This is a genomic window from Enterobacter sp. EGD-HP1 (genome assembly GCF_000733275.2).
Taxonomy (GTDB): Bacteria; Pseudomonadota; Gammaproteobacteria; order Enterobacterales; family Enterobacteriaceae; genus Enterobacter.
On sequence record NZ_AVOP01000006.1, the window covers coordinates 42,193 to 62,861 of the forward strand.

Annotated in this window: 19 protein-coding genes; 8 read left to right on the forward strand and 11 right to left on the reverse strand. The window is 56.1% G+C overall.

Annotated features, from left to right (window positions below):
* The first annotated feature begins 301 nt into the window (after positions 1-301).
* The gene (locus N037_RS06685; RefSeq protein WP_231686671.1) at positions 302-424 is read left to right on the forward strand and encodes a Hok/Gef family protein; all 123 of its coding nucleotides are present in this window, start codon (positions 302-304) and stop codon (positions 422-424) included.
* Between the two features lie 70 nt (positions 425-494).
* On the opposite strand, the gene cybC is transcribed toward N037_RS06685, so the two are convergent.
* Entirely contained in the window at positions 495-881 is a 387-nt protein-coding gene (gene cybC, locus N037_RS06690) for a cytochrome b562 (RefSeq protein ID WP_023334302.1), read from the reverse strand.
* 41 nt (positions 882-922) lie between these two features.
* Positions 923-2,275: a metalloprotease PmbA gene (gene pmbA, locus N037_RS06695; RefSeq protein WP_023310180.1), complete on the reverse strand. Its 1,353-nt coding sequence runs from the start codon at positions 2,273-2,275 to the stop codon at positions 923-925.
* Positions 2,276-2,370: 95 nt separating this feature from the next.
* Here pmbA and yjgA point away from each other — a divergent pair, with 95 nt between their 5' ends.
* Positions 2,371-2,922 (forward strand): ribosome biogenesis factor YjgA, encoded by a 552-nt coding sequence (yjgA, locus tag N037_RS06700; protein ID WP_023334300.1) that lies wholly within the window; start codon positions 2,371-2,373, stop codon positions 2,920-2,922.
* A gap of 94 nt (positions 2,923-3,016) precedes the next feature.
* Here yjgA and mpl read toward each other — a convergent pair whose 3' ends face one another.
* On the reverse strand, positions 3,017-4,396 hold the full coding sequence (gene mpl / locus N037_RS06705) for a UDP-N-acetylmuramate:L-alanyl-gamma-D-glutamyl-meso-diaminopimelate ligase (RefSeq protein ID WP_032639841.1): 1,380 nt from the start codon (positions 4,394-4,396) through the stop codon (positions 3,017-3,019).
* Between the two features lie 197 nt (positions 4,397-4,593).
* Here mpl and fbp point away from each other — a divergent pair, with 197 nt between their 5' ends.
* Together fbp and N037_RS06715 are read left to right on the forward strand one after the other, a co-directional pair.
* Positions 4,594-5,592, forward strand: a complete 999-nt coding sequence (fbp, locus tag N037_RS06710) for a class 1 fructose-bisphosphatase (protein ID WP_023310178.1) — start codon at positions 4,594-4,596, stop codon at positions 5,590-5,592.
* A 150-nt stretch (positions 5,593-5,742) separates the two neighbouring features.
* On the forward strand, positions 5,743-6,099 hold the full coding sequence (locus N037_RS06715; RefSeq protein ID WP_023334298.1) for a helix-turn-helix domain-containing protein: 357 nt from the start codon (positions 5,743-5,745) through the stop codon (positions 6,097-6,099).
* Here the strand turns inward: N037_RS06715 and N037_RS06720 are convergent.
* From N037_RS06720 to ytfQ, 5 genes are all read right to left on the reverse strand, one after another.
* Complete coding sequence (locus N037_RS06720) at positions 6,071-7,642, reverse strand: methyl-accepting chemotaxis protein (protein WP_023334297.1); 1,572 nt, start codon at positions 7,640-7,642, stop codon at positions 6,071-6,073. The two genes, N037_RS06715 and N037_RS06720, sit on opposite strands and share 29 nt — an antisense overlap.
* A gap of 93 nt (positions 7,643-7,735) precedes the next feature.
* Complete coding sequence (gene yjfF, locus N037_RS06725) at positions 7,736-8,737, reverse strand: galactofuranose ABC transporter, permease protein YjfF (protein WP_023334296.1); 1,002 nt, start codon at positions 8,735-8,737, stop codon at positions 7,736-7,738.
* Positions 8,724-9,749, reverse strand: a complete 1,026-nt coding sequence (gene ytfT, locus N037_RS06730) for a galactofuranose ABC transporter, ATP-binding protein YtfT (protein WP_181012992.1) — start codon at positions 9,747-9,749, stop codon at positions 8,724-8,726. The genes yjfF and ytfT overlap by 14 nt, the downstream gene beginning before the upstream one ends.
* A 10-nt stretch (positions 9,750-9,759) precedes the next feature.
* Positions 9,760-11,262, reverse strand: coding sequence for a galactofuranose ABC transporter, ATP-binding protein YtfR (ytfR, locus tag N037_RS06735; RefSeq protein ID WP_023334294.1), 1,503 nt, complete (start codon positions 11,260-11,262; stop codon positions 9,760-9,762).
* Between the two features lie 65 nt (positions 11,263-11,327).
* The gene (gene ytfQ / locus N037_RS06740) at positions 11,328-12,284 is read right to left on the reverse strand and encodes a galactofuranose ABC transporter substrate-binding protein YtfQ (RefSeq protein ID WP_014882271.1); all 957 of its coding nucleotides are present in this window, start codon (positions 12,282-12,284) and stop codon (positions 11,328-11,330) included.
* A gap of 309 nt (positions 12,285-12,593) precedes the next feature.
* Between ytfQ and ppa the strand changes: the two genes are divergently transcribed.
* From ppa to N037_RS06755, 4 genes are all read left to right on the forward strand, one after another.
* On the forward strand, positions 12,594-13,124 hold the full coding sequence (gene ppa / locus N037_RS06745) for an inorganic diphosphatase (RefSeq protein WP_010427397.1): 531 nt from the start codon (positions 12,594-12,596) through the stop codon (positions 13,122-13,124).
* Between the two features lie 223 nt (positions 13,125-13,347).
* Positions 13,348-13,932: a hypothetical protein gene (locus N037_RS06750; protein ID WP_023334293.1), complete on the forward strand. Its 585-nt coding sequence runs from the start codon at positions 13,348-13,350 to the stop codon at positions 13,930-13,932.
* On the forward strand, positions 13,929-14,399 hold the full coding sequence (locus N037_RS23560; RefSeq protein WP_023334292.1) for a hypothetical protein: 471 nt from the start codon (positions 13,929-13,931) through the stop codon (positions 14,397-14,399). Before N037_RS06750 ends, N037_RS23560 begins: the two co-directional genes overlap by 4 nt.
* A 21-nt stretch (positions 14,400-14,420) precedes the next feature.
* On the forward strand, positions 14,421-14,735 hold the full coding sequence (locus tag N037_RS06755) for a hypothetical protein (RefSeq protein ID WP_156369712.1): 315 nt from the start codon (positions 14,421-14,423) through the stop codon (positions 14,733-14,735).
* On the opposite strand, the gene N037_RS06760 is transcribed toward N037_RS06755, so the two are convergent.
* Genes N037_RS06760 through tamA form a run of 3 tightly spaced genes read right to left on the reverse strand, consistent with a single transcriptional unit; the run spans position 14,715 to position 20,568 of the window.
* Complete coding sequence (locus tag N037_RS06760; RefSeq protein ID WP_014830431.1) at positions 14,715-15,059, reverse strand: gamma-glutamylcyclotransferase family protein; 345 nt, start codon at positions 15,057-15,059, stop codon at positions 14,715-14,717. The genes N037_RS06755 and N037_RS06760 overlap by 21 nt on opposite strands.
* A gap of 2 nt (positions 15,060-15,061) precedes the next feature.
* Positions 15,062-18,838 carry an autotransporter assembly complex protein TamB gene (gene tamB, locus N037_RS06765; RefSeq protein WP_032639845.1) on the reverse strand — a complete coding sequence of 1,259 codons (3,777 nt, stop codon included), beginning with the start codon at positions 18,836-18,838 and terminating at the stop codon, positions 15,062-15,064.
* Positions 18,835-20,568 (reverse strand): autotransporter assembly complex protein TamA, encoded by a 1,734-nt coding sequence (gene tamA / locus N037_RS06770; protein WP_032639847.1) that lies wholly within the window; start codon positions 20,566-20,568, stop codon positions 18,835-18,837. Before tamA ends, tamB begins: the two co-directional genes overlap by 4 nt.
* Positions 20,569-20,669: the final 101 nt, after the last annotated feature.

Consider the following 20,669-nt stretch of genomic DNA (forward strand, 5'->3'; position numbering starts at 1 on the left):
TACGTGATGAATATCACGCTATTAAGCGGCAATGAACAGGTCAGCGAAGTGGAAAAGTTTCCGAGCGGGCTCGTAAAAATGTGACGTGGATAAGGTTTTCTTATAGGGATTCGCTAGAGTGGCGATGGGTGCTTGAGACTGACCGTCTCAGGCATGGGACGGAAAGTGGAAAGCCCCTACCTGAATGTAAATCAGGACGGGGCTGTAAACGACACGTCTAGCCACGCGATGTTTGCTACCTCGCCCGCTTTAAAGCAAGGAGGCATCCATGAAACGCCAATCCCCAAGTATCGGGGTTTTGATGATTATTTCTTTGACGATAATCATCTTAACGCTGGTGACGAGGAAAACACTGTGCGAGATCCGTTTTCGAAACGGCTCGCTTGAAGTGACAGCGCGAATGGAGTGTCGCTCCGACCGGTAGGGAGCAAAGATGCGGGGGCGCGTAATGCGCCTCCGCATACGGAGAAAGGACGTACAGCTCAGGCACCCAATTAACGATACTTTTGATGATACGTGTTGCGCGTGGTCACAAACTGCTCGGCCGCCGCCTGGGCTTCCTTCACTTTGCCTTCGTTAGCCAGCTTCAGCGCGCCGTCGATCTGGCCGACCAGCACGTCAAAGCCGTGGCGGTAGTCTTTCATCTCTGCGCTGTCTGCCGCTTTGCTTTCCAGCTTCGGAGGCGTCGCTTTTTGTGCGTCCAGCGCCGCTTCACGCATTTTGGTCAGCGCGTCTTTCATTTCAGCCGCATTGTCGGTTTTCTGCACCACCTTCAGGTTTTGACCGAGGATGCCCATGTCGTCTTCAAGATCGGCAGCAAACGCAGAAGAGCCAAGAACCAGCGTTGAAGCCGCGACGATCGCTAACAGATGTTTACGCATTGCTCACTTCCTTTTTTATTATTAAAACGCCTTTACGGGTATTACTGACCGGCGATTTTCATTTCCGGCAGAAGTACAGAACCACACTGTATATTGCTACGTGTTTCAATATCGTTACCGACCGTAACGATATTGCGCCACATGTCCTTCAGGTTGCCGGCGATGGTAATTTCGCTCACCGGATACTGGATTTCACCGTTTTCCACCCAGAAGCCCGCCGCACCGCGCGAGTAGTCGCCGGTGATGCCGCTTACGCCCTGGCCCATCAGCTCGGTGACCACCAGACCGGTGCCCATCTCTTTCAGCATCTGCTCAAAGTTCAGGCCCTGTCCGGCAATGCGCCAGTTGTGGATGCCGCCAGCGTGTCCGGTGCTTTTCAGCCCCAGCTTGCGCGCGGAGTAGTTGGTCAGCAGCCACTGGGTTAGAATACCGTCTTTGATGATATCGCGACGTTCGGTGCGCACGCCTTCGCTGTCGAACGGCGTGGAGGCCAGCCCCTTCAGCAGGTGCGGATGTTCTTCAATGGTGAGCCATTCCGGCAGGATTTGCTTGCCCAGCGAGTCGAGCAGGAAGGTCGATTTACGGTAAACCGAGCCGCCCGCAATCGCGCCGACCAGATGGCCAAACAGGCCGGTGGCCACTTCGTTGGCAAAAATGACCGGAGCCTTCATGGTGGAGAGTTTGCGCGGCGACAGGCGTGACAGCGTGCGTTCGGCACACTCTTTACCCACCCACTCAGGAGACTGCAAATCCCCCAGCGCGCGGCCAATGGTGTAGGCGTAGTCACGCTCCATGTCACCGTTCTCTTCGGCGATGACGCAGCTGGAGAGCGAATGGCGGGTGGAGCAGTAGCCCTGCAGCATGCCGTGGCTGTTGCCGAAAACTTTGATGCCGTAGTGGCTGTTGAAGCTGCCGCCTTCGGTATTGGTGATGCGCTTATCCGCCTGCAGGGAAGCCTGCTCGGCGCGCGCGGCCAGTTCAATGGCTTCGTCCGGGGTCACTTCCGCCGGGTGGAAAAGATCGAGATCCGGCGCGTCAAACGCCAGCAGGTCTTTATCCGCCACGCCTGCGTAAGGATCCGGGGAGGTATAACGGGCGATATCCAGCGCCGCCTGCACCGTACGGGCAATGGCATCCGGGCTGAGATCGGTGGATGACGCGCTGCCTTTGCGATTCTGGTGATACACCGTGATCCCAAGCGCGCCATCGCTGTTGAATTCGACGTTCTCCACTTCACCATAGCGGGTACTCACGCTGATGCCGGTGGTTTTGCTGACCGCCACTTCGGCGCCATCTGATTTTTCTGAAGCAAGCATCAGCGCGGTGGAGACGGCTTCTTCAAGAATCTTACGCTGCGCTTCAACTTGTGAGGTTACTTTCATCGCAAATGCCATACTGTAAGAGAGAGTTATCTGAAGTCTAACAGAGAACCGTTTTTCAGTGCGCGTCTTAACTGGTAACATTAGCCTCTTTTTTTAAGGAGCCTGACATGACTAAGCAGCCCGAAGACTGGCTCGACGACGTTCCCGGTGATGACATCGAAGACGAAGATGATGAGATCATCTGGGTCAGTAAAAGTGAAATTAAACGTGACGCCGAAGAGTTAAAACAGCTTGGCGCAGAAATGGTAGAACTGGGTAAAAACGCGCTGGACAAGATCCCGCTCGACCAGGATCTGCGTGATGCCATTGAACTGGCACAGAAAATCAAAAAAGAAGGCCGTCGTCGCCAGCTTCAGCTTATCGGGAAAATGCTGCGTCAGCGCGACGTCGATCCGATCCGCCAGGCGCTGGACAAGCTGAAAAACCGCCACAACCAGCAGGTTGCGTTTTTCCACAAGCTTGAGCAGATCCGCGATCGCCTGATTGAACAGGGTGATGATGCCGTACCGGAAGTGCTGAACCTGTGGCCGGATGCCGACCGCCAGCAGCTGCGTTCCTTGATCCGCAACGCGAAGAAAGAGAAAGAAGGGAATAAGCCGCCGAAGTCTGCGCGCCTGATTTTCCAGTACCTGCGCGAGCTGTCTGAGAACGAAGAGTAATCTGTTCCCCTCACCCCGGCCCTCTCCCCGGAGGGGCGAGGGAGAAAACACGGGAAAGTAGGCCCGGTAAGCGTCAGCGCCACCGGGCTTTTTTTTACTCTGCGGCTGCCGCTTCCGCTTTCTTCGCCAGACCGTCCAGCAGCTTCTGATGGATCCCACCAAAACCGCCGTTGCTCATCACCAGAATATGGTCACCGGGCTGAGCGGCTTTCACCACCATATCCGCGAGCGCATCCACATCCGCACTCCAGTGCGCAGGCTGAATGCAGGCATCGGCCACTTCAGCCACCTGCCACGGAATGTGCTGCGGCTGCAGCAGGAAGACCTCATCGGCACGTCCTAACGACGGCGCGAGGTCATCTTTGCAGATGCCCATCTTCATGGTGTTCGAGCGCGGCTCCAGCACTGCCAGAATGCGGGCTGTGCCGCCGACCTTGCCACGCAGGGCGGCAAGCGTGGCCAGAATGGCCGTTGGGTGGTGCGCGAAATCGTCATACACGGTAACGCCGTGGGCTTCACCGCGCAGCTCCAGGCGGCGACGGGCATTGATAAACGAGCCCAGCGCATTGGCCGCATCCGCAGGCTGAACGCCCACGTGACGCGCCGCAGCAATGGCCATCAGGCCGTTGTGCATATTGTGCTCACCCACCAGACCCCACTTCACCTCACCCACTTTCTCACCGTCGAGCAGCACTTCCCACTCGGAGGCATCGGCGTTGAGTTTCTTCGCCTGCCAGTGGCCCTGCTCGCCCACCAGCTCCTGCTCGCTCCAGCAGCCCATCGCCAGGGTCTGCTTCAGGTTGATGTCGTTCTCCGGCAGGATGATGCGTCCCTGGCCCGGCACGATGCGCACCAGGTGGTGGAACTGCTTCTGAATGGCTTTCAGATCGTCAAAAATATCTGCGTGGTCGAACTCAAGGTTGTTGAGGATCAGCGTGCGCGGGCAGTAATGCACGAACTTAGAACGCTTGTCGAAGAACGCGCAGTCGTATTCGTCGGCTTCGATCACAAAGAACGGGCTGTCGCCCAGACGTGCAGAAACGTCGAAATTACCCGGTACGCCGCCAATCACGAAGCCCGGCTTGTAGCCGCAGGCTTCGAGGATCCAGGTGGCCATGCCCGCGGTGGTGGTTTTGCCATGGGTACCGGCAACGGCAACCACCCAGCGGTCGCGCAGGACGAAGTCATGCAGCCACTGCGGGCCGGACATGAACGGAATATTGCGTTCCAGTACCGCCTCAACGCACGGATTGCCGCGGGTCATGGCGTTGCCGATGATCACCAGGTCCGGCTCGGGATCCAGCTGGCTGGCATCGTAGCCCTGAATTAACGAGATGCCCTGTTTCTCCAGAAGTGTGCTCATTGGCGGATACACATTGGCGTCCGAACCCGTCACTTCGTGGCCCAGCGAGCGCGCCAGCATTGCCAGTCCGCCCATGAAAGTGCCACAAATCCCCAATATATGAATGCGCATACGTCACTATCCTTCTTCAATGTGGCGCACATTTTACTCACATGTTAGCGGGTGTGAAACGCATTTCAGGTAAATCCGTATGTTGCTGGCGCGATTCACCTCTGCGCTACTATTTGAATATTTGTTAAGATTGTTGGGCTTTAGTCGTTTTAGTGAACATACAATCGCTCTACTCACAAAGATGCAGGGAAAGTGTTATGAAAACGTTAGGTGAATTTATTGTCGAAAAGCAGCACGAGTTCTCTCATGCTACCGGTGAACTCACTGCTTTGCTGTCGGCAATAAAGCTGGGCGCTAAGATCATCCACCGCGATATCAACAAGGCCGGTCTGGTCGATATCCTGGGTGCCAGCGGTGCCGAGAACGTTCAGGGCGAGGTTCAACAGAAGCTCGATCTGTTCGCAAATGAAAAATTGAAAGCTGCACTGCGCGCGCGCGACATCGTTGCGGGTATCGCCTCTGAAGAAGAAGATGAAATTGTTGTTTTCGAAGGGTGTGAACACGCTAAATACGTTGTTCTGATGGATCCGCTCGACGGCTCCTCAAACATCGACGTTAACGTTTCTGTCGGTACCATTTTCTCCATCTACCGCCGCGTCACGCCTGTTGGCACGCCGGTAACCGAAGAAGATTTCCTGCAGCCGGGCATTAATCAGGTTGCTGCCGGTTACGTCGTTTATGGCTCCTCCACCATGCTGGTATATACCACCGGGTGCGGGGTTCACGCCTTTACGTACGATCCTTCACTGGGCGTTTTCTGCCTGAGCCAGGAACGCATGCGCTTCCCGGAGAAGGGCAACACCTACTCCATCAACGAAGGTAACTACATCCGATTCCCGAACGGCGTGAAGAAGTACATTAAATTCTGCCAGGAAGAAGATAAAGCGACCCAGCGCCCTTACACGTCCCGCTATATTGGCTCTCTGGTCGCGGATTTCCACCGTAACCTGCTGAAAGGCGGTATCTACCTCTACCCAAGCACCGCCAGCCACCCGGACGGGAAACTGCGTCTGCTGTATGAGTGCAACCCGATGGCGTTCCTCGCCGAACAGGCGGGCGGCAAGGCGAGCGACGGTAAAGAGCGTATTCTGGATATCGTGCCGGAAAGCCTTCACCAGCGTCGTTCATTCTTCGTCGGCAACAACCACATGGTTGAAGACGTTGAACGTTTTATCCGTGAGTATCCGGACGCGTAATACCTCTCTACAGGGGAGCCGTTCTGGCTCCCCTGGTCATTTATATATTTTACCGTATAAGTGTTTATAAAAAACATGCTTTAATATTCACCACTGCTCCTGCATTATTTCCATAACAGTTTGACAGATATTTCGTGGAGCAGAATCGCAATGAAAAATTATTCCCGTGCTAATACCGGTATTGATTTAAATCTTATCCCTGTATTTATTGAAATCGTCCGCTGCGGCAGCATGGCAAAGGCCTCTTTGCGTCTGGAGATGTCCCGCCCCGCGGTGAGTCTGGCATTAAAGCGTTTTAATCAACTCTTTGATGAGCCATTATTTTTCCGCAAAGGTTTATATCTTGAACCGACGGAAAAAGCGTTAGCCTTAACCCGTTCGCTGGAAATATTAATGGGTGAAATTCACGATAATATTGCGGCGGTTAATTCCGGTGGAAATAAAACCCCGGCACAGAGCGTACCGGGGCTGGGTAATATTATACAGCGGTCTGAGTCGTCACTTTGAAGGATGACATGGCTTCCATCAGCTGACGCGACTGTTCCTCAAGGGAGCGGGTCGCGGCGGAGGATTGCTGCACCAGCGCCGCATTCTGCTGCGCGGTTTCGTCCATCTGATTCACCGCAATATTTACCTGCTCAATGCCGCGGCTCTGCTCCTGAGACGCAGTCGCAATCTCGCGCATCAGTTTGGTCATGCGCAGCACTTCTGTTGCGATCTCGTCCATCGTTTCGCCAGCCTGCTGGGCCAGCTCGCTGCCCTCGGTAACGTGGGTCTGCGAATCACTGATAAGCGTTCGGATCTCTTTCGCCGCGTCGGCGCTGCGGCTGGCGAGGTTTCGCACTTCGCCCGCAACGACGGCAAACCCGCGCCCCTGCTCGCCCGCGCGCGCCGCTTCCACGGAGGCGTTAAGCGCCAGGATATTGGTCTGGAAGGCAATACCGTCGATCACGCTCAGGATATCGGCGATGCGCGCCGAGCTGCCGGAGATATCGCGCATTTTTTCAATCACGTAGCAGACCATCTCGCTGCCGTGATCGGCCGTGTCGGACACCGACTTCGCCAGCTGGTGCGCCTGCTCGGCGTTATCGGCATTGAGCTTCACCGTGGCGGTGATCTGTTCCATGCTGGCCGCCGTCTGCTCCAGCGACGTGGCGGTGGATTCCGTACGCTCGGCAAGATCGCGGTTTCCCAGCGTCAGCTCGCGGCTACCGGTATCAATCTGCGCGCTGGCGTCGCGTACCCGCATAACCGAGTTCATCAGCGACTGTCGCATCTCCTCTATCACCGCGTTGAGGCGGTTAAACTCCTGGCTTGCGGGGGCATTCAGCGTGTGGGTTAAATCCCCCGCCGCCACATTCTCCAGTTGAGCAATGGAGGCCGAAAGCGGCTTGAGCAGCATATGGCGCAGCACCAGCCAGGCGAGTACGATAATGCCCGCCGTCAGCAGCGCGGCGACGATAATCAGGATCAGTACGCGGGTTTTGCTCGCCTGCACGGCGCTCACTTCCGCCTGACCGCGCGCTTCGCTCCATTTCTGAAACGCCTGCATATCGTTATCAAACTGCTTCGCCACCGGTATCAGCGTCTTCTCCAGCAGATCGTAATACCCGTCCGCACTCTGATCATTCAGGGTTTTCAGCATCGGGTTGATCCCCTGCTGGTTATACGTCGCCAGGCTGGCCGCCACGTTATCGAGCAGCTCTTGCCCCTGTGCGTCAGCCACGCCGCCGTCGATCACGCCTTTCAGCGTTTTCTGGGCCAGGGCAACCTCCTGATTGATGTTTTTTACCGCGTTGGCCGCATCGTCCAGCATGCCGATTTCCATCATGCGGACGGCCTGGCCCGCCTCATTGCGCGCGCGCAGGATCAGCGTATAGCCTGAATTAAGCTGCACCATCTGCTCACCCTGAAGGTGGTTGATACGCTGCAGCGAAGAAGAACTCTGTGTGAGGGCATAAATGCCGATGCCGCTGACAATCAGCAGCAGAAGGGTCATAACGGCCAGTAAAGAGAGCAAGCCGGTACGAATCGATAGCGTTTTAAGCATGATATTATTTCCGGTAGCGAGATATTTCTGGGCATAAAAAAAGAGTATCGGCCGCTACCGGAAAATGTTTAGACTTTAAGCAAATTCAGCGTGTTATCGCTCTGTTACCGATGTGTTTACACGGGTAACAGGCGAGCTTTGACGGTTCTCCCAGAGCACCGTCAGACCCCGCTGCAGGGCAATAAAAATAAACAGCAGAATGCCGATGGCGATCTTCGTCCACCAGGAGCTGAGCGTGCCGTCAAAGTTGATGTAGGTCTGTATCAGCCCCTGAATCGCCACGCCGAACAGCGTCCCCAGCACCGTACCCACCCCGCCGCTGAGCAGCGTGCCGCCGATAACCACAGAAGCAATCGCATCCAGCTCAACGCCCACGCCTGCAAGGGCATAGCCCGCCTGGGTATACACCGAGAAGACGATACCCGCCAGCGTCGCGAGGCCGGTCGAGAGCATATAGATGCGGATGGTGGTGCTGCGGGTTGAAATGCCCATCAGGTTGGCCGACGTGGCGTTACCGCCGATGGCGTAAACCTGATTGCCAAACCGGGTACGGTGGGCGAGGAAGATGCCAATCACGACCACGCCCAGCATCAGCAGCCCCATCGCGCTCAGGCGGCCGCCGCCGGGAATTTTCCACGCCAGGCTGGAGAGCGTGTCGTAGATGGGGTGGTTAATCGGGATCGACTCTTCCGACACCAGATAGCTCACCCCGCGCAGGAAGAACATTCCCGCGAGGGTAATGATAAACGCCGGGATTTTTAACGCGTCGATCAGCAGCCCCATAAAGGCACCAAACGCGCAGCCCATCGCCAGTACCAGCGGGAACGCCACCAGAGGAGAGATCCCCCAGAAGCCGATCGCCTTCGCGAGGAACACGCCGGTAAACGCGATCACCGACCCAACGGAGAGATCGATCCCGCCGGAGAGGATCACAAAGGTCATCCCAACGGCGATGATGCCTAAAAAGGCGTTATCGGTCAGGATATTGCAGATCACGCGCGTCGAGGCAAAACCGGGGAACTGGGTCAGACAGTAGAGATAGCCCAGCACAAACACGCCCAGCGTGATCATTAGCGGTAAATTACGTTTTATCATGGCCACGGATCCCCTTAATGATGCTGACAAAGCGCGGCGACTGGACGATCAGCACGCAGAGCACAACCACCGCCTTCACCACCTGGTTGAGCTCCGGCTGGAATCCCGAAAGCAGGATCCCGGTGTTCATGCCCTGAATGATCAGCGCGCCGATCACCGAGAGCAGCAGGTTAAAGCGCCCGCCCATCAGCGACCCGCCGCCGATCACCACCGCGAGGATCGCGTCCAGCTCCAGCCAGAGCCCCGCGTTGTTGGCATCGGCTCCGCGAATATCCGCCGCGACGATGACCCCGGCAATGGCGGCGCAGACGCCGCTCAGCACGTAGGTCAGCATTACCATCAGCCGGGTGTTGACCCCGGCGTTGCGCGCGGCGCGGATGTTGATCCCGACGGCCTCAATGAACATGCCGAGCGCCGTTTTGCGGGTGAAAAGCCAGAAGACAACGAGCGTAGCCAGAGCAATAATCACCGGCGTCGGGAAGAACAGAAGGTTGCCGCTACCGAGCCACGCCAGGCTCGGGGAGTTAAAGGTGACAATCTGTCCGGAGGTAATCAGCTGCGCCACGCCGCGCCCGGCCACCATTAAGATCAGGGTGGCGACAAAGGGCTGGATTTTCAGTACTGCCACCAGAATGCCGTTCCATAATCCTGCCAGCACGCCGGTGCCTAAGGTCGCCAATAAAACGACCGGCAGGCTGTGCCCGGCCACGGTCATGGAGGCTGCCGTGGCCCCGGCGATCGCCATCACCGCGCCGACGGAGAGGTCAATCCCGCCGGTGGCAATGACCAGCGTCATCCCGATGGCCAGCAGCGCCACGGGGGCGGCACGGTTTAAAATGTCTATCGGGCTGCCAAACAGGCGGCCATCCTGCACGATAATCTGGAAGAAATGCGGCGCGACCAGGCTATCCACCAGTAAAACCACCAGCAGCGCCGCGATTTGCGGCGTGCCGGTCGGCCAGCTGAAGCGGCGCTTTGACTCACCTGTTTGCGAAAGCGAACGGGGCATCACGATTCACTCCTTATGCCGCGATGGCATTCATGATCGCCGGAACGGACAGCTTATCCAGCGGGATCTCTGCCACCTGTTTACGATCGCGCATGATGATGACGCGATCGGCATAGCCCACCAGTTCCTCAAGCTCGGAGGAAATGACCAGCAGCGCCAGACCGTCCGCACACAGGGTTTCAATAAGCCGGATAATTTCAGCGTGCGCCCCCACGTCAATGCCGCGGGTCGGTTCGTCGAGGATCAGGAACTGGGGTTTGGTCAGCAGCCAGCGTGACAGCAGCACTTTCTGCTGGTTACCGCCGGAAAGAAACTCAATAGGCTGTTCCGCGCTCGGGGTGCGGATGCCGAGCTGGCGGATAAAGCGCTCGGCGATGGCGTTCTGCTCTTTGCGTGGGATCGGCCGTAGCCAGCCGCGCTGGGCCTGCAGGGCCAGAATGATGTTTTCCCGCACCGAGGCCGCGGCGATAATACCGTCCGTTTTCCGGTCTTCCGGGCAGAAGCCCACTCCCATGCAAGAGGCCTGATGCGGCGATCGCAGGGTTTGCGGTTTGCCCTTGATCAGCGCGCTGCCGCTGTCAGCAGGCTTGATCCCGAAGATCACCTCGGCGGTTTCGGTCCGGCCGGAGCCCAGCAGGCCCGCCAGGCCGACAATTTCGCCTGGTCGCACCTCAAGGTTAAACGGTGAGATCACCCCTTTCTTGCCGTAATCGCTGAAGGCGGCGACCGGTTTCTCGCTCAGCAGCGTGCGGCCTGCGCGCTGAAGGGCGTTGGTTTCCAGCTCGCGGCCGAGCATCATTTTGACCAGCTCGATCTGCGGCAGCTCGCGGGTTTCGCGGCAGCCGACAAAGCTGCCGTTGCGCAGCACCGTAATGCGATCGCTCACCTCATAAACCTGATCGAGGAAGTGCGTCACGAAGATCAGGCTCACGCCCTGATCGCGCAGCTGGCGCATCAGGGTAAAGAGCATCTCCACTTCCTGGGTATCGAGGCTGGCGGTGGGTTCATCCAGGATCAACACCTTTGCCGAGAGATCGATAGCCCGGCAGATGGCGACGATCTGCTGCATCGCCACGGAAAAGCGGTTCAGCGGCTCGCGGACGTCGAGGGAGAAGCCGTACGATTCCATCAGCTTTGTCGCCCGCGCCTCCATCTCTTTGCGGCGCAGCAGGCCAAAGCGGCGTGGTTCACGGCCAATAAACAGATTATCCGCCACCGACATATTCGGCAGCAGGTTCACTTCCTGGTACACCGTCCCGATCCCCAACTGTTGGGCATGGGCGGTATTTTTTGGCGAAATGGCGTTGCCTTCCAGCCAGATGGTGCCACGATCGGCGTGATAGACGCCGGTCAGCGCTTTAATCAGCGTCGATTTCCCCGCGCCGTTTTCGCCCAGCAGCGCCATAATCTCACCGCGCCGCAGGCTGAAATCAACGCCATCCAGCGCCTTTACGCCGGGGAAGAATTTACTCAAGCCCTCCGTGCGGAGGATTTCCTGGTGTTGTTCAGTTTTCATATTTACGCCCCCGGCACGTTCCCGTAGGCCGGGTAAGCGCAGCGCCACCCGGCAATTTCACTGGATCAGTAGCCCATATTTTTCTTCTTCTCTAACTCTTCTTTCGCCGTATCCGGCAGGTAGAGCGTGGACTTGGTGACCGTCACTTTCTCAGGCATCGTGCCGTCTTTCTTGAATTTCTCCAGCGCGTCGAATGCCGGGCCCGCCATGTTTGGCGTCAGCTCCACGCTGGCGTTGGCTTCGCCGTCGATCATCGCTTTATAGATGTCCGGCACGCCGTCGATAGAGCCGGTGAGGATATCTTTGCCCGGCTTCAGGCCCGCTTCTTTAATCGCCTGAATCGCACCGATCACCATGTCATCGTTGTGGGCGTAAACCATGCAGATGTTCTTGCCGTTGTTTTCAGCCTTAATAAAGCTCTCCATAACCTCTTTACCTTTACTACGCGTAAAGTCGCCGGACTGAGAGCGGATGATCTTGATGTTTGGCGCTTTCGCAATGGCTTCAGCAAAGCCTTTTTTACGGTCGATGGCCACGCTCGCGCCGACGGTACCCTGCAGCTCAACGACGTTACACGGCTTGCCGTCGACCTGCTTCACCAGCCAGTCGCCAATCAATTGCCCTTCAAGCACGTTGTTGGCGGTGACGGTGGTCATATAGAGGGATTTGTCTTTGACGTCGATGGAACGGTCGAGCAGGAAGACCGGGATCTCAGCGTCTTTCGCTTCCTTCAGTACGGGTTCCCAGCCGGTCGCCACGACGGGTGCAATAAAGATGGCATCCACGCCCTGGGCGATAAAGGAGCGCACGGCTTTGATCTGATTCTCTTGTTTTTGCTGACCATCGGCGATTTTCAGGGTAATGCCGCGTTTCTGAGCTTCGCTTTTCGCCACGTTGGTTTCTGCCGCTCGCCAGCCAGATTCAGAGCCGACCTGCGAAAAACCTACGGTTAAGGGAGCGGCCATCGCCATAGACGACATGGCTGCCGAAACTGCTGTGACCAGGAGTAAGCGCTTCCACATATTAACGTCCTCGTAGGGTGAGTTATTGTTGGTTAAAAGATGTTCTGCGGAATGACTATAGCCCATGAAATATGTAACGAATTGCGTTACATCACACTTCAGAAAAGTGAATAAATCGTTAATCACAAGTTTGTAATCGCTTTCATTTCGCCATGAAAAATGCGGCTGAGTTTATGGATTTTCCTGTCATGGAATCGGTCTGAAAAGTGGAGAAAGCGGGGAGAGAAAGCGAAAACAGGCGGAGACATTCAGCGCGAGTTGGCTATAATACCTGCCACTTGTTTACCATCCATTTTAAAGGACACCGACATGAGCTTACTCAACGTCCCAGCGGGTAAAGAACTGCCAGAAGACATCTACGTAGTTATCGAAATCCCGGCTAACGCAGATCCGATCAAATACGAAGTGGACAAAGAGAGCGGCGCCCTGTTCGTAGACCGTTTCATGTCTACCGCGATGTTCTATCCGTGCAACTACGGCTACATCAACCACACCCTGTCTCTGGACGGTGACCCGGTTGACGTGCTGGTCCCAACGCCATACCCACTGGAGCCAGGCTCCGTCATTCGCTGCCGTCCAGTTGGCGTGCTGAAAATGACCGACGAATCCGGTGAAGATGCGAAGCTGGTTGCGGTACCGCACACCAAGCTGAGCAAAGAGTACGATCACATCAAAGATGTGAACGACCTGCCAGAACTGCTGAAAGCGCAGATCACTCACTTCTTCGAGCACTACAAAGACCTCGAAAAAGGCAAGTGGGTTAAGGTTGACGGCTGGGACAACGCAGAAGCGGCGAAAGCAGAAATCATCGCCTCTTTCGAACGCGCTGCTAAGAAGTAATTCTTACTGCCGATCGATAAAGCCCCGCTGGTCGGGGCTTTTTTATTTCGTTGGTTAAAAGCGGTACAAACGGATTATTTAAGAAAAATCCCATTCCTTTTGGTTTGGATATTAAAAAAAAGAAAAGACGCCCTATCATTTATGGTGGGAGTGGTTGAATAGCCAGGCTGTTCGCAACATACTGTCATGATGAACATTAATCCCCCTTCCTTACAGGATTCATATGTCATCCATTAACATTGACGTTGCCCGCCCAACTGGGATTTATTTTATTATTGAACGGCTTTATTCCCGCGATGGTCTTATGCCTTCTATTGGGGAAATCAGCCCCTCTTTAACACAAGTGCACCGTACTGTCATTCAGCTAAAACGCAAGCAAGATATGTTTATGGATGGCGTTAAGGTTTCCCCTAAAGATATTACCCTTTGGCAACAGATAAAATATATTACGGGTTCAAAAGTAACGACCAAAGATACAGATGCGTTAGTGTATACGACCGATTTTATTGGCTCTCTTGTTGCCACAACGCCTTTAGGTAATATTGAGCATGAAAATATTCCTCGGTTCCTCACGACAGAGTCTATCCACTCCCTGCCACAGGCGGTGAGCTATGGGCGGGATCCCATCCCACAAGTTCTTCTTTATGGTCGTAAGGATATTGTCTTCTTTATGGACAATGGTGGTAAAGGTACGCCAACCGCTATTGCAAAATATAACCACAATACTCGTGACCTTGCCATAATCAAAGATCAGCTAGAAGCCAGTAAAACGATGAAGGAACTGCTATCTAAGGGAGCAAAATTATGAGTAAGAAAAGCCATATTGTGAGCCTATTCATCCTTATTGTTGCCTCCTTTATCTTTGGCAGAAGTACGTATATTGAATATCTGTCATGGTACTATGGAAGCGATAATTTAATATTCAGCGAAATAAATAGTTCTTTACTATCTAGTTTATTTAACGGACTTTACTTCGCTCTATCAGCAAGTATTATTTATGCATTACTCACTCTATTAAAAAGAATACCAGGAAATATTGTCATTTCTTGTCTGCTTCAGTTCTGTATTAACATCGGGCTATATACGCTTTTTGTTGCAGTAGATAGAGGATATAGTAAATTACATACTTTAAGCTCGGGTGCTACTGATATCACCCACAGCTTTTTTTTAGGGGCGTTGCTGACGAGCACGCTCCTGACCGTCGCGATCGTGAGCGTTATACATGCTAAGTTTCTTTCTTCAAAGCATAAAGATGGGCTACATAAAGGCGTTTGACTGTTACGGCAAAGACAGCAAATGGCAGTATCTCTGCATCATGACATTCCAGCTTGCCTGGTTTTTGTTTTACTTATGGATCCCTTATCGAAGCGATTATGCGATTCTGCTGTTTTTACTGTTTTTCCTGCCCGTGATTTCAAGCAATACGCGGTGCATAAACTACTATGGCCGTTCACGCGCCCTGTGTTTGTTATGGCTTATTGCCCCGTACATCATGCTGTTCGTTCCTCTGTTTTTAACCCGGCGCCGGGATACAGAAGAGAGTTGAAGGAACAAAAAAAACAACGCCACCTCACGGTGGCGTTGTTTTTTTCAGTACTGGTCTCTGTCTAACCAGTTACCGCTTACAATCCGCGTTAACCCTTCGACCGGACGCTGGTAGACATACATCCACGCACTTCCGTACGGCGTCTGGATCAACTGGCGTGCGTATTCACCGCCCCTGGTGCGCAAGGCATCAAGTTCGGCAAGCGTCGCGTTATCAATACGATAGACTTCACCCTGTACTGTTCCTTCGCCCGGAACCGCGCCTGGATAGTGGCCCAGGCTGTACAACTGGTAGTTCTCGATATTGTAATTCCCCAGCAGCAGGGCATTGGTCATCCAGTGACTGTTGCCTTGCTTGGTTCGTAAACTGCCGTAGACAAATATTCGCATTGCTAAAACTCAAACTGATAGAGCAGATCAAGTGCCTGGTCTACGCCGGACACTGCTTCCAGATATAGCTTAGGCATCAGGCGATAGCGTAACGTGAGTGTTGCCAGTGAGTCAAAGATCCCCACACCATATTTTACCTGCAGACCCGGCAGCACATAGCCGCTGACCACCACCTGCGAGGAGTCACCCACGCCCTGGGTGTCCAGCGCCAGATTGCTTACGCCGAACGTCTCGCCGATTTTACCCACAACCTGCCCACTTTGTGCAACCCCCAGACCCACTAACATCGAGGTCATCGCCGCGCTGTCGCTTTGTCCGCTGTCCAGACCTTGTCCACGCAGCAGATAAGAGAGAGCTTCCTGCTGCGACATCGCCGGGTCAGAGAAGATCTCTGCCTTCGGTTCGTCAGCAGAACCGGTGACGCGAACGCCAGCAATGACGTCGTTTTCCGTCGCTTCCGGGTTACGAATCGCTTCGATGTTCAGCAGGGGCTGATCCGGTGGACCGGAGAATAAAAGCTCGCCTTTGCGGACAATCAGATCCTGGCCATAGGCGTGGAAACGCCCTTGAGGGATAGTGATCTGCCCGTTCAGGCCAAGCCCTTGTTTATCCTGTGCCACTTTCAGGTCGCCCGTGAGCCTCGCCTTCAGCCCAAACGCATCCAACCGCACGTTATTCCCCACGTGCACGATAAGGTTACTATTAATCGGTATGCCAGCGCTCTTCTGTTCGACAGGTTTCAGATTTTCATTGAGCATAACTTCATCACTTGAGACGCCGACCGCACTTTCCGGCACGTCGTGAACCACGATGCGCGCCCAGGGTACGTCGACGCGTCCGTCAAGCGTGAAGAGGCTTGGCGTGGCTTCAAAGACCACATCAGGCGAGACGTCCAGGCGCACCATCGGCGGTACGGTGATGCGTACCCGGCTCCCCTTCGCCGCGATGCGGGCGCGCCAGTTATCGATCTGGCTCCAGTCCGCGTCGCCGCTCAGGTTGATTTGCCCCTGCTGGGTGAGCACCGAGCCGCTCAGCGTCGAGCTCATGCCGTTGAAGTTCATCGCAATCTGGCTGGGCTGCATATCGAACGGCATGAAGTTACCGTCGATATCCACACCGCTGAGGCGCAGCTGGCCGAACAGCTGCGGGCTTTGCGCGTTGCCGGCCAGGCGCAGGTTGGCATTCACCATGCCCTCTGCTTTTTCCCCGCGCGCGAAAATCGGGTTCACCATCGCCAGGTTGAAGTTACGAATGTTGACGTTGCCGCCCAGATTACGCCGTCCCTGCGGATCGGTAATCTGGACCTGCCCGTCCATCTGACCGTTGTTGGTCAGGCGGATTGTCCACCCCAGCTGTGCGCGATTGTTATGCAGATCGGCACTCAGGTTCAGGGTGTCGAATGCCACCGGAAGCGGCGCGTCGTTGACCTCCTGCGTCACCTTCACATTACGACCGGATAGCGTGACGCTGCCCTGCGGCAGCCCCTCTTTGGTGGTATCCCATGCCACATCGGCTTTCCCGCTGAAGACGCCGCTGGCCTGAGTCGTGTCCGGCATAAACGGCTTCAGCATCGCCAGATCGAAACGATTAAGGTTGATCTGCGCCCGCCCTTCCGCGCCCGCATCAATGGTCTGCGGCACGCACAGCTCCGCATTCGGGTTGGTCCAGCAGTGTGGCCCAATGCTGATCTTCTGCTCGGCGTTGCGGTAGTCCAGCGCGATGGAGCGTGACAGCGCCAGCGGCCCGACCGGCGTATTAAAACGCGTGTTATCCAGCGTCCCTTTCCAGCGTTCTTCCTTGCGGTCGAAGCTGCCGGTCAGGTGAAGCTGGCCGGAGACCGGCTCGCCCTGCACGCGCAGCTGGAGATCGTGCTGCTTCTCGTTCCCTTTGGCGTCCAGGGTCACCAGGTTAATGTTCACGTCCGGCTGAGAAATACGCTCTACGCGCAGGTTCAGGTTACCGCCGATCTGATCGGTGGATTTCACATCCCCTTCCACGCGGACGCGGGCAACGCTCAGCTCCTGCCAGCGCAGGTTATTGGCGGTAATGTCCGCCAGCAGCTGCGGCGCATCCACGGTGCCGCGCACTTTCACGAGACCTTTCGCCGTCCCCCCCAGACCCGGAAGGGCGTTATCCAGATTCGGCGCGTCGATGGTGGCGTCCAGATTAAGATCTTTCACCCCCAGCTCGCCTTTGATATCCGCCGTGTTGCGGCCCAGCGCCACGTGCAGACCCGGAATGACCCACTGCAGGTAGCTGTTGCCTTTCACCGAGCCTTCAACGTTAACCTTGTTCTGCTTCACGTTCCCGGTGAGCTTAATTTCCGGCACGTCCATCTGCCACGTACCGCCGTACAGGCTGCCGCGCGTTTTGATCAGGCCGTCCAGTTTTGACGGCCAGTCCGGCACCTCTTTGGCGGTGTTAATGCCCGTCAGCTTCAGCTCACCGCGCCAGCTGATCGCCTGCTGCCAGTCGAGCAGCGCGGTCAGCTCGGTTTTGCCTTCCAGCGCCGCGACGGTCAGCTTGTCGAGGTTAACCTGCTGTTCGTTGCCCTTCGCATCCAGCGTGATGTTTGCGGGCGGCACGCCCTGCCCCTTCACCGCGGTGCGGAACGAGAGCGTGTAGTCGGTCATCTTGCCGCTCAGCTTCAGCTTCAGGTCATCGGCCTGGAACTGCTTTTCGCCGGTGAACGGCCAGTAAAGCTGCTTGCTGACAACCTCAAGATTGAGCGGCAGCCCGGCTTCCGCCAGCTGCGTTTGCGCGCGCAGGACCAGGTCCACCGGGCCGGAGAGATTGACGTCAACATCGAGCTTATCGCGCAGCGCCCCGCCCACCTTGACCTTCACCTTCTCGCCTTTCAGCGGATCGATGTTGAGGGCACTGTTGAGGGTGATATCCACCGGCCAGTTGTCGCGCAGCAGCGCATTCCCCGACGCATTCACCGAGCCCTGGTTGGTGTCGATATCCAGCGCGTCGAGCTTCATGTTGCCGTCAATGCTGCTGACTTTCAGCAGCATATTGAAGACCGTCAGATCGGTATCGCCGGTCAGGCGCAGCTGCTCGCCTTTGAACTCCTCAATATTGAGGTTCAGCGGCAGGTGAACGTCGGTCATTTCCGGCAGGACAGGCTTCGAGAAGAGATCTTTCAGCGTTTCGCCCAGCGGCTTTTCTTCCGGCTGCGGGTTCTGGATCTTCGGCTCGACGATCTCTTCCTGCGCCACGTCGGCCACCTTCGGCAGCGCGATCAGCAAGCCCTGCAGGGACGTCGGCGTCAGGGTGAGGTTTTTCTCCTGCCAGCGCAGGCCGGAGGTGAAATCCATCACGGACACGGTGGTGTCGTCGATTTTGATATTGACGTTATCGAGCGCCACCCGATAGAGCGCGATCGGGTACGGCGTGGAGAGATTCAGCGGGCCGCTGTCCTCTTCCTCGACCGGCGCAGACTTCGGCATTTTTTTCGAATCTATCGCCACGTTGACGTCTTTAAGCGACAGATCGTTGACGCAGAGCTTGCTGTCACGCAGACAGCCCAGCTTCACCGCGAGATGGAACTCCCCGGCGTTCACCGCCACGCCCGGCTGCTCGTAGCGGATGTTTTTCAGACGCAGATCGCGCCAGCCGCCCGTTACCTGACCAATCTCCAGCCCCGGCACCCAGCGGTTCGCGGCGTTAAACAGCAGATGCAGCCCGGTCGTCGTTCCCACCAGAAACGCCACCGTACCGAGCAGCAGCACGATAAAGATCAGCACTCCGAGGCTTATTTTCTTCCATAAACTCATAATTCAGGCCCCAGACCGATGTAAAACTGTAATCCGTGTTCATCTTTGTCGCCGACAGGCACGGCAAAATCGAGCTTGATGGGCCCGACGGGTGACTGCCAGCGCACGCCCACGCCCGCGCCGGTTTTAAAGTCGCTGCGGCGGATATCGTTCACCGCTTCACCGCCGTCAACAAACATGGCGCCCCACCACTTTCCGCTGACGTTGTACTGATACTCCAGCGACCCCGTCGCCAGTTTTGACGCGCCGGTTAGCTGGCCCTTTTCGTTCTCAGGCGAGATCGATTTGTACTTATACCCACGAATGCTACGGTCGCCCCCGGCGAAGAAGCGCAGATCCGGCGGCACGCGCTCGAAGTCTCCCGTTTCAATCCAGCCGAGATTGCCGCGCATCACAAAGCGATGTTTGTCATACAGCGTGCGGATCCAGACGTTTTGCGCCTGCAGGACGGAGAAGTCCACGTCGGAGCCCCAGGCGGAGTTGGAATAGTCGATGGAGTAGCGCTGCGAGTCACCCCAGGTCGGCATCAGGCCCCCACGCGAGCGGGTGCGGCTGATCATCACGCCCGGATAAAGCAGCATGGTGGTATTGGTGACGTTGGCCTGGGTAAAGTGGTCCAGGCTCCAGCGCAGGTTAATGGCGCGCTGCCAGCCGCTGGAGAGATCCCAGAAACGGGAGACCGCAAGCGTCGTAGAGTCCTGCTTGGTGTCGTTCAAATCGGTGCGCTTAAAGCCGCCCTGCAGAAGGTAATATTGCTCAAGCGGATTTTTCAGCAGCGGCATTTTGTAGCTGAAATCCAGCTGCTGTTCAGGGGCCGAGAGGCTCAGGCTGGTGGTCAGGCTGTGGCCGTACGAGTTCATCCACGGTTTTTTCCACGAGGTTTTCACGCGTGGTCCTACATCCGTCGAGTAGCCAACACCGGTCTCAATGGTGTTCTCGGTGCGCGGCGAGACAACGCCATGCAGCGGCAACACCTTGGTTTTGCGAGACTTATCAAATTCCGGGGCGACAACCACGGAGTTAAACCAGCCGGTGGCTGAAAGGCGACGGTTCAGTTCCGCCAGGTCCCTCGACTGGTAGTAATCCCCTTTTTTGAACGGCACGAGGTTTTGCAGGTACTCTTCGCGAATTTGCGAACCTTCAAACGTCACATCGCCAAAGCGGTAGCGTTCCCCGCTGTCGTAGTCGATATCCCAGAAGGCCTGACGTCGCGCCAGCGCAATGCCCAGCTGGCTTTTATTAAACTGGCTGTCGAAGTAGCCCTTACGCAGAGAAACGCTCGTCAGCTCTTTTTTGAAATGGTCGTAGTCGCCGTGGTTAAGCACGGTACCGACTTTCGGCCGCGTGCTGAGCAGGTCCAGGTAATCCCGGTCGGTACGCGCTCCGCCGCGCAGGATGACGTTTGTGCCGCCAATCAGTACCGGCTCACCCGGCGAAACGCGGGCAATAAGCACCTGGCGCCCCTTCTTTGGCGGCGGACGGAGATCGAAATCAATGGTGGGTTCGTAATAACCCAGCGCCTTTAGGCCCTCACGGATGGCGTCATCGACGCGCGCGCGAAAACGCCGGTCCGGCGTCACCTCATCACTCTGGATGGTCGACAGCTGCGCACGCACGTTTTTTTCCAGCGCCCCGGATAACCCCTCAACCTGCAAACGGACATTCGCCGCGCTGGCAATCCCGCTTGTCAGCAACACACTGACCAAACATAACTGGCGGATTTTTGTCACGTTTTCTCCTGAATATCCCTGTTTCCACCCTGGAAGCAAATGAAGTGCCGCTCCGCGGCAAAATACGGCCTGTTGGCCAAAAACCCGAATCGCGGGTTGAA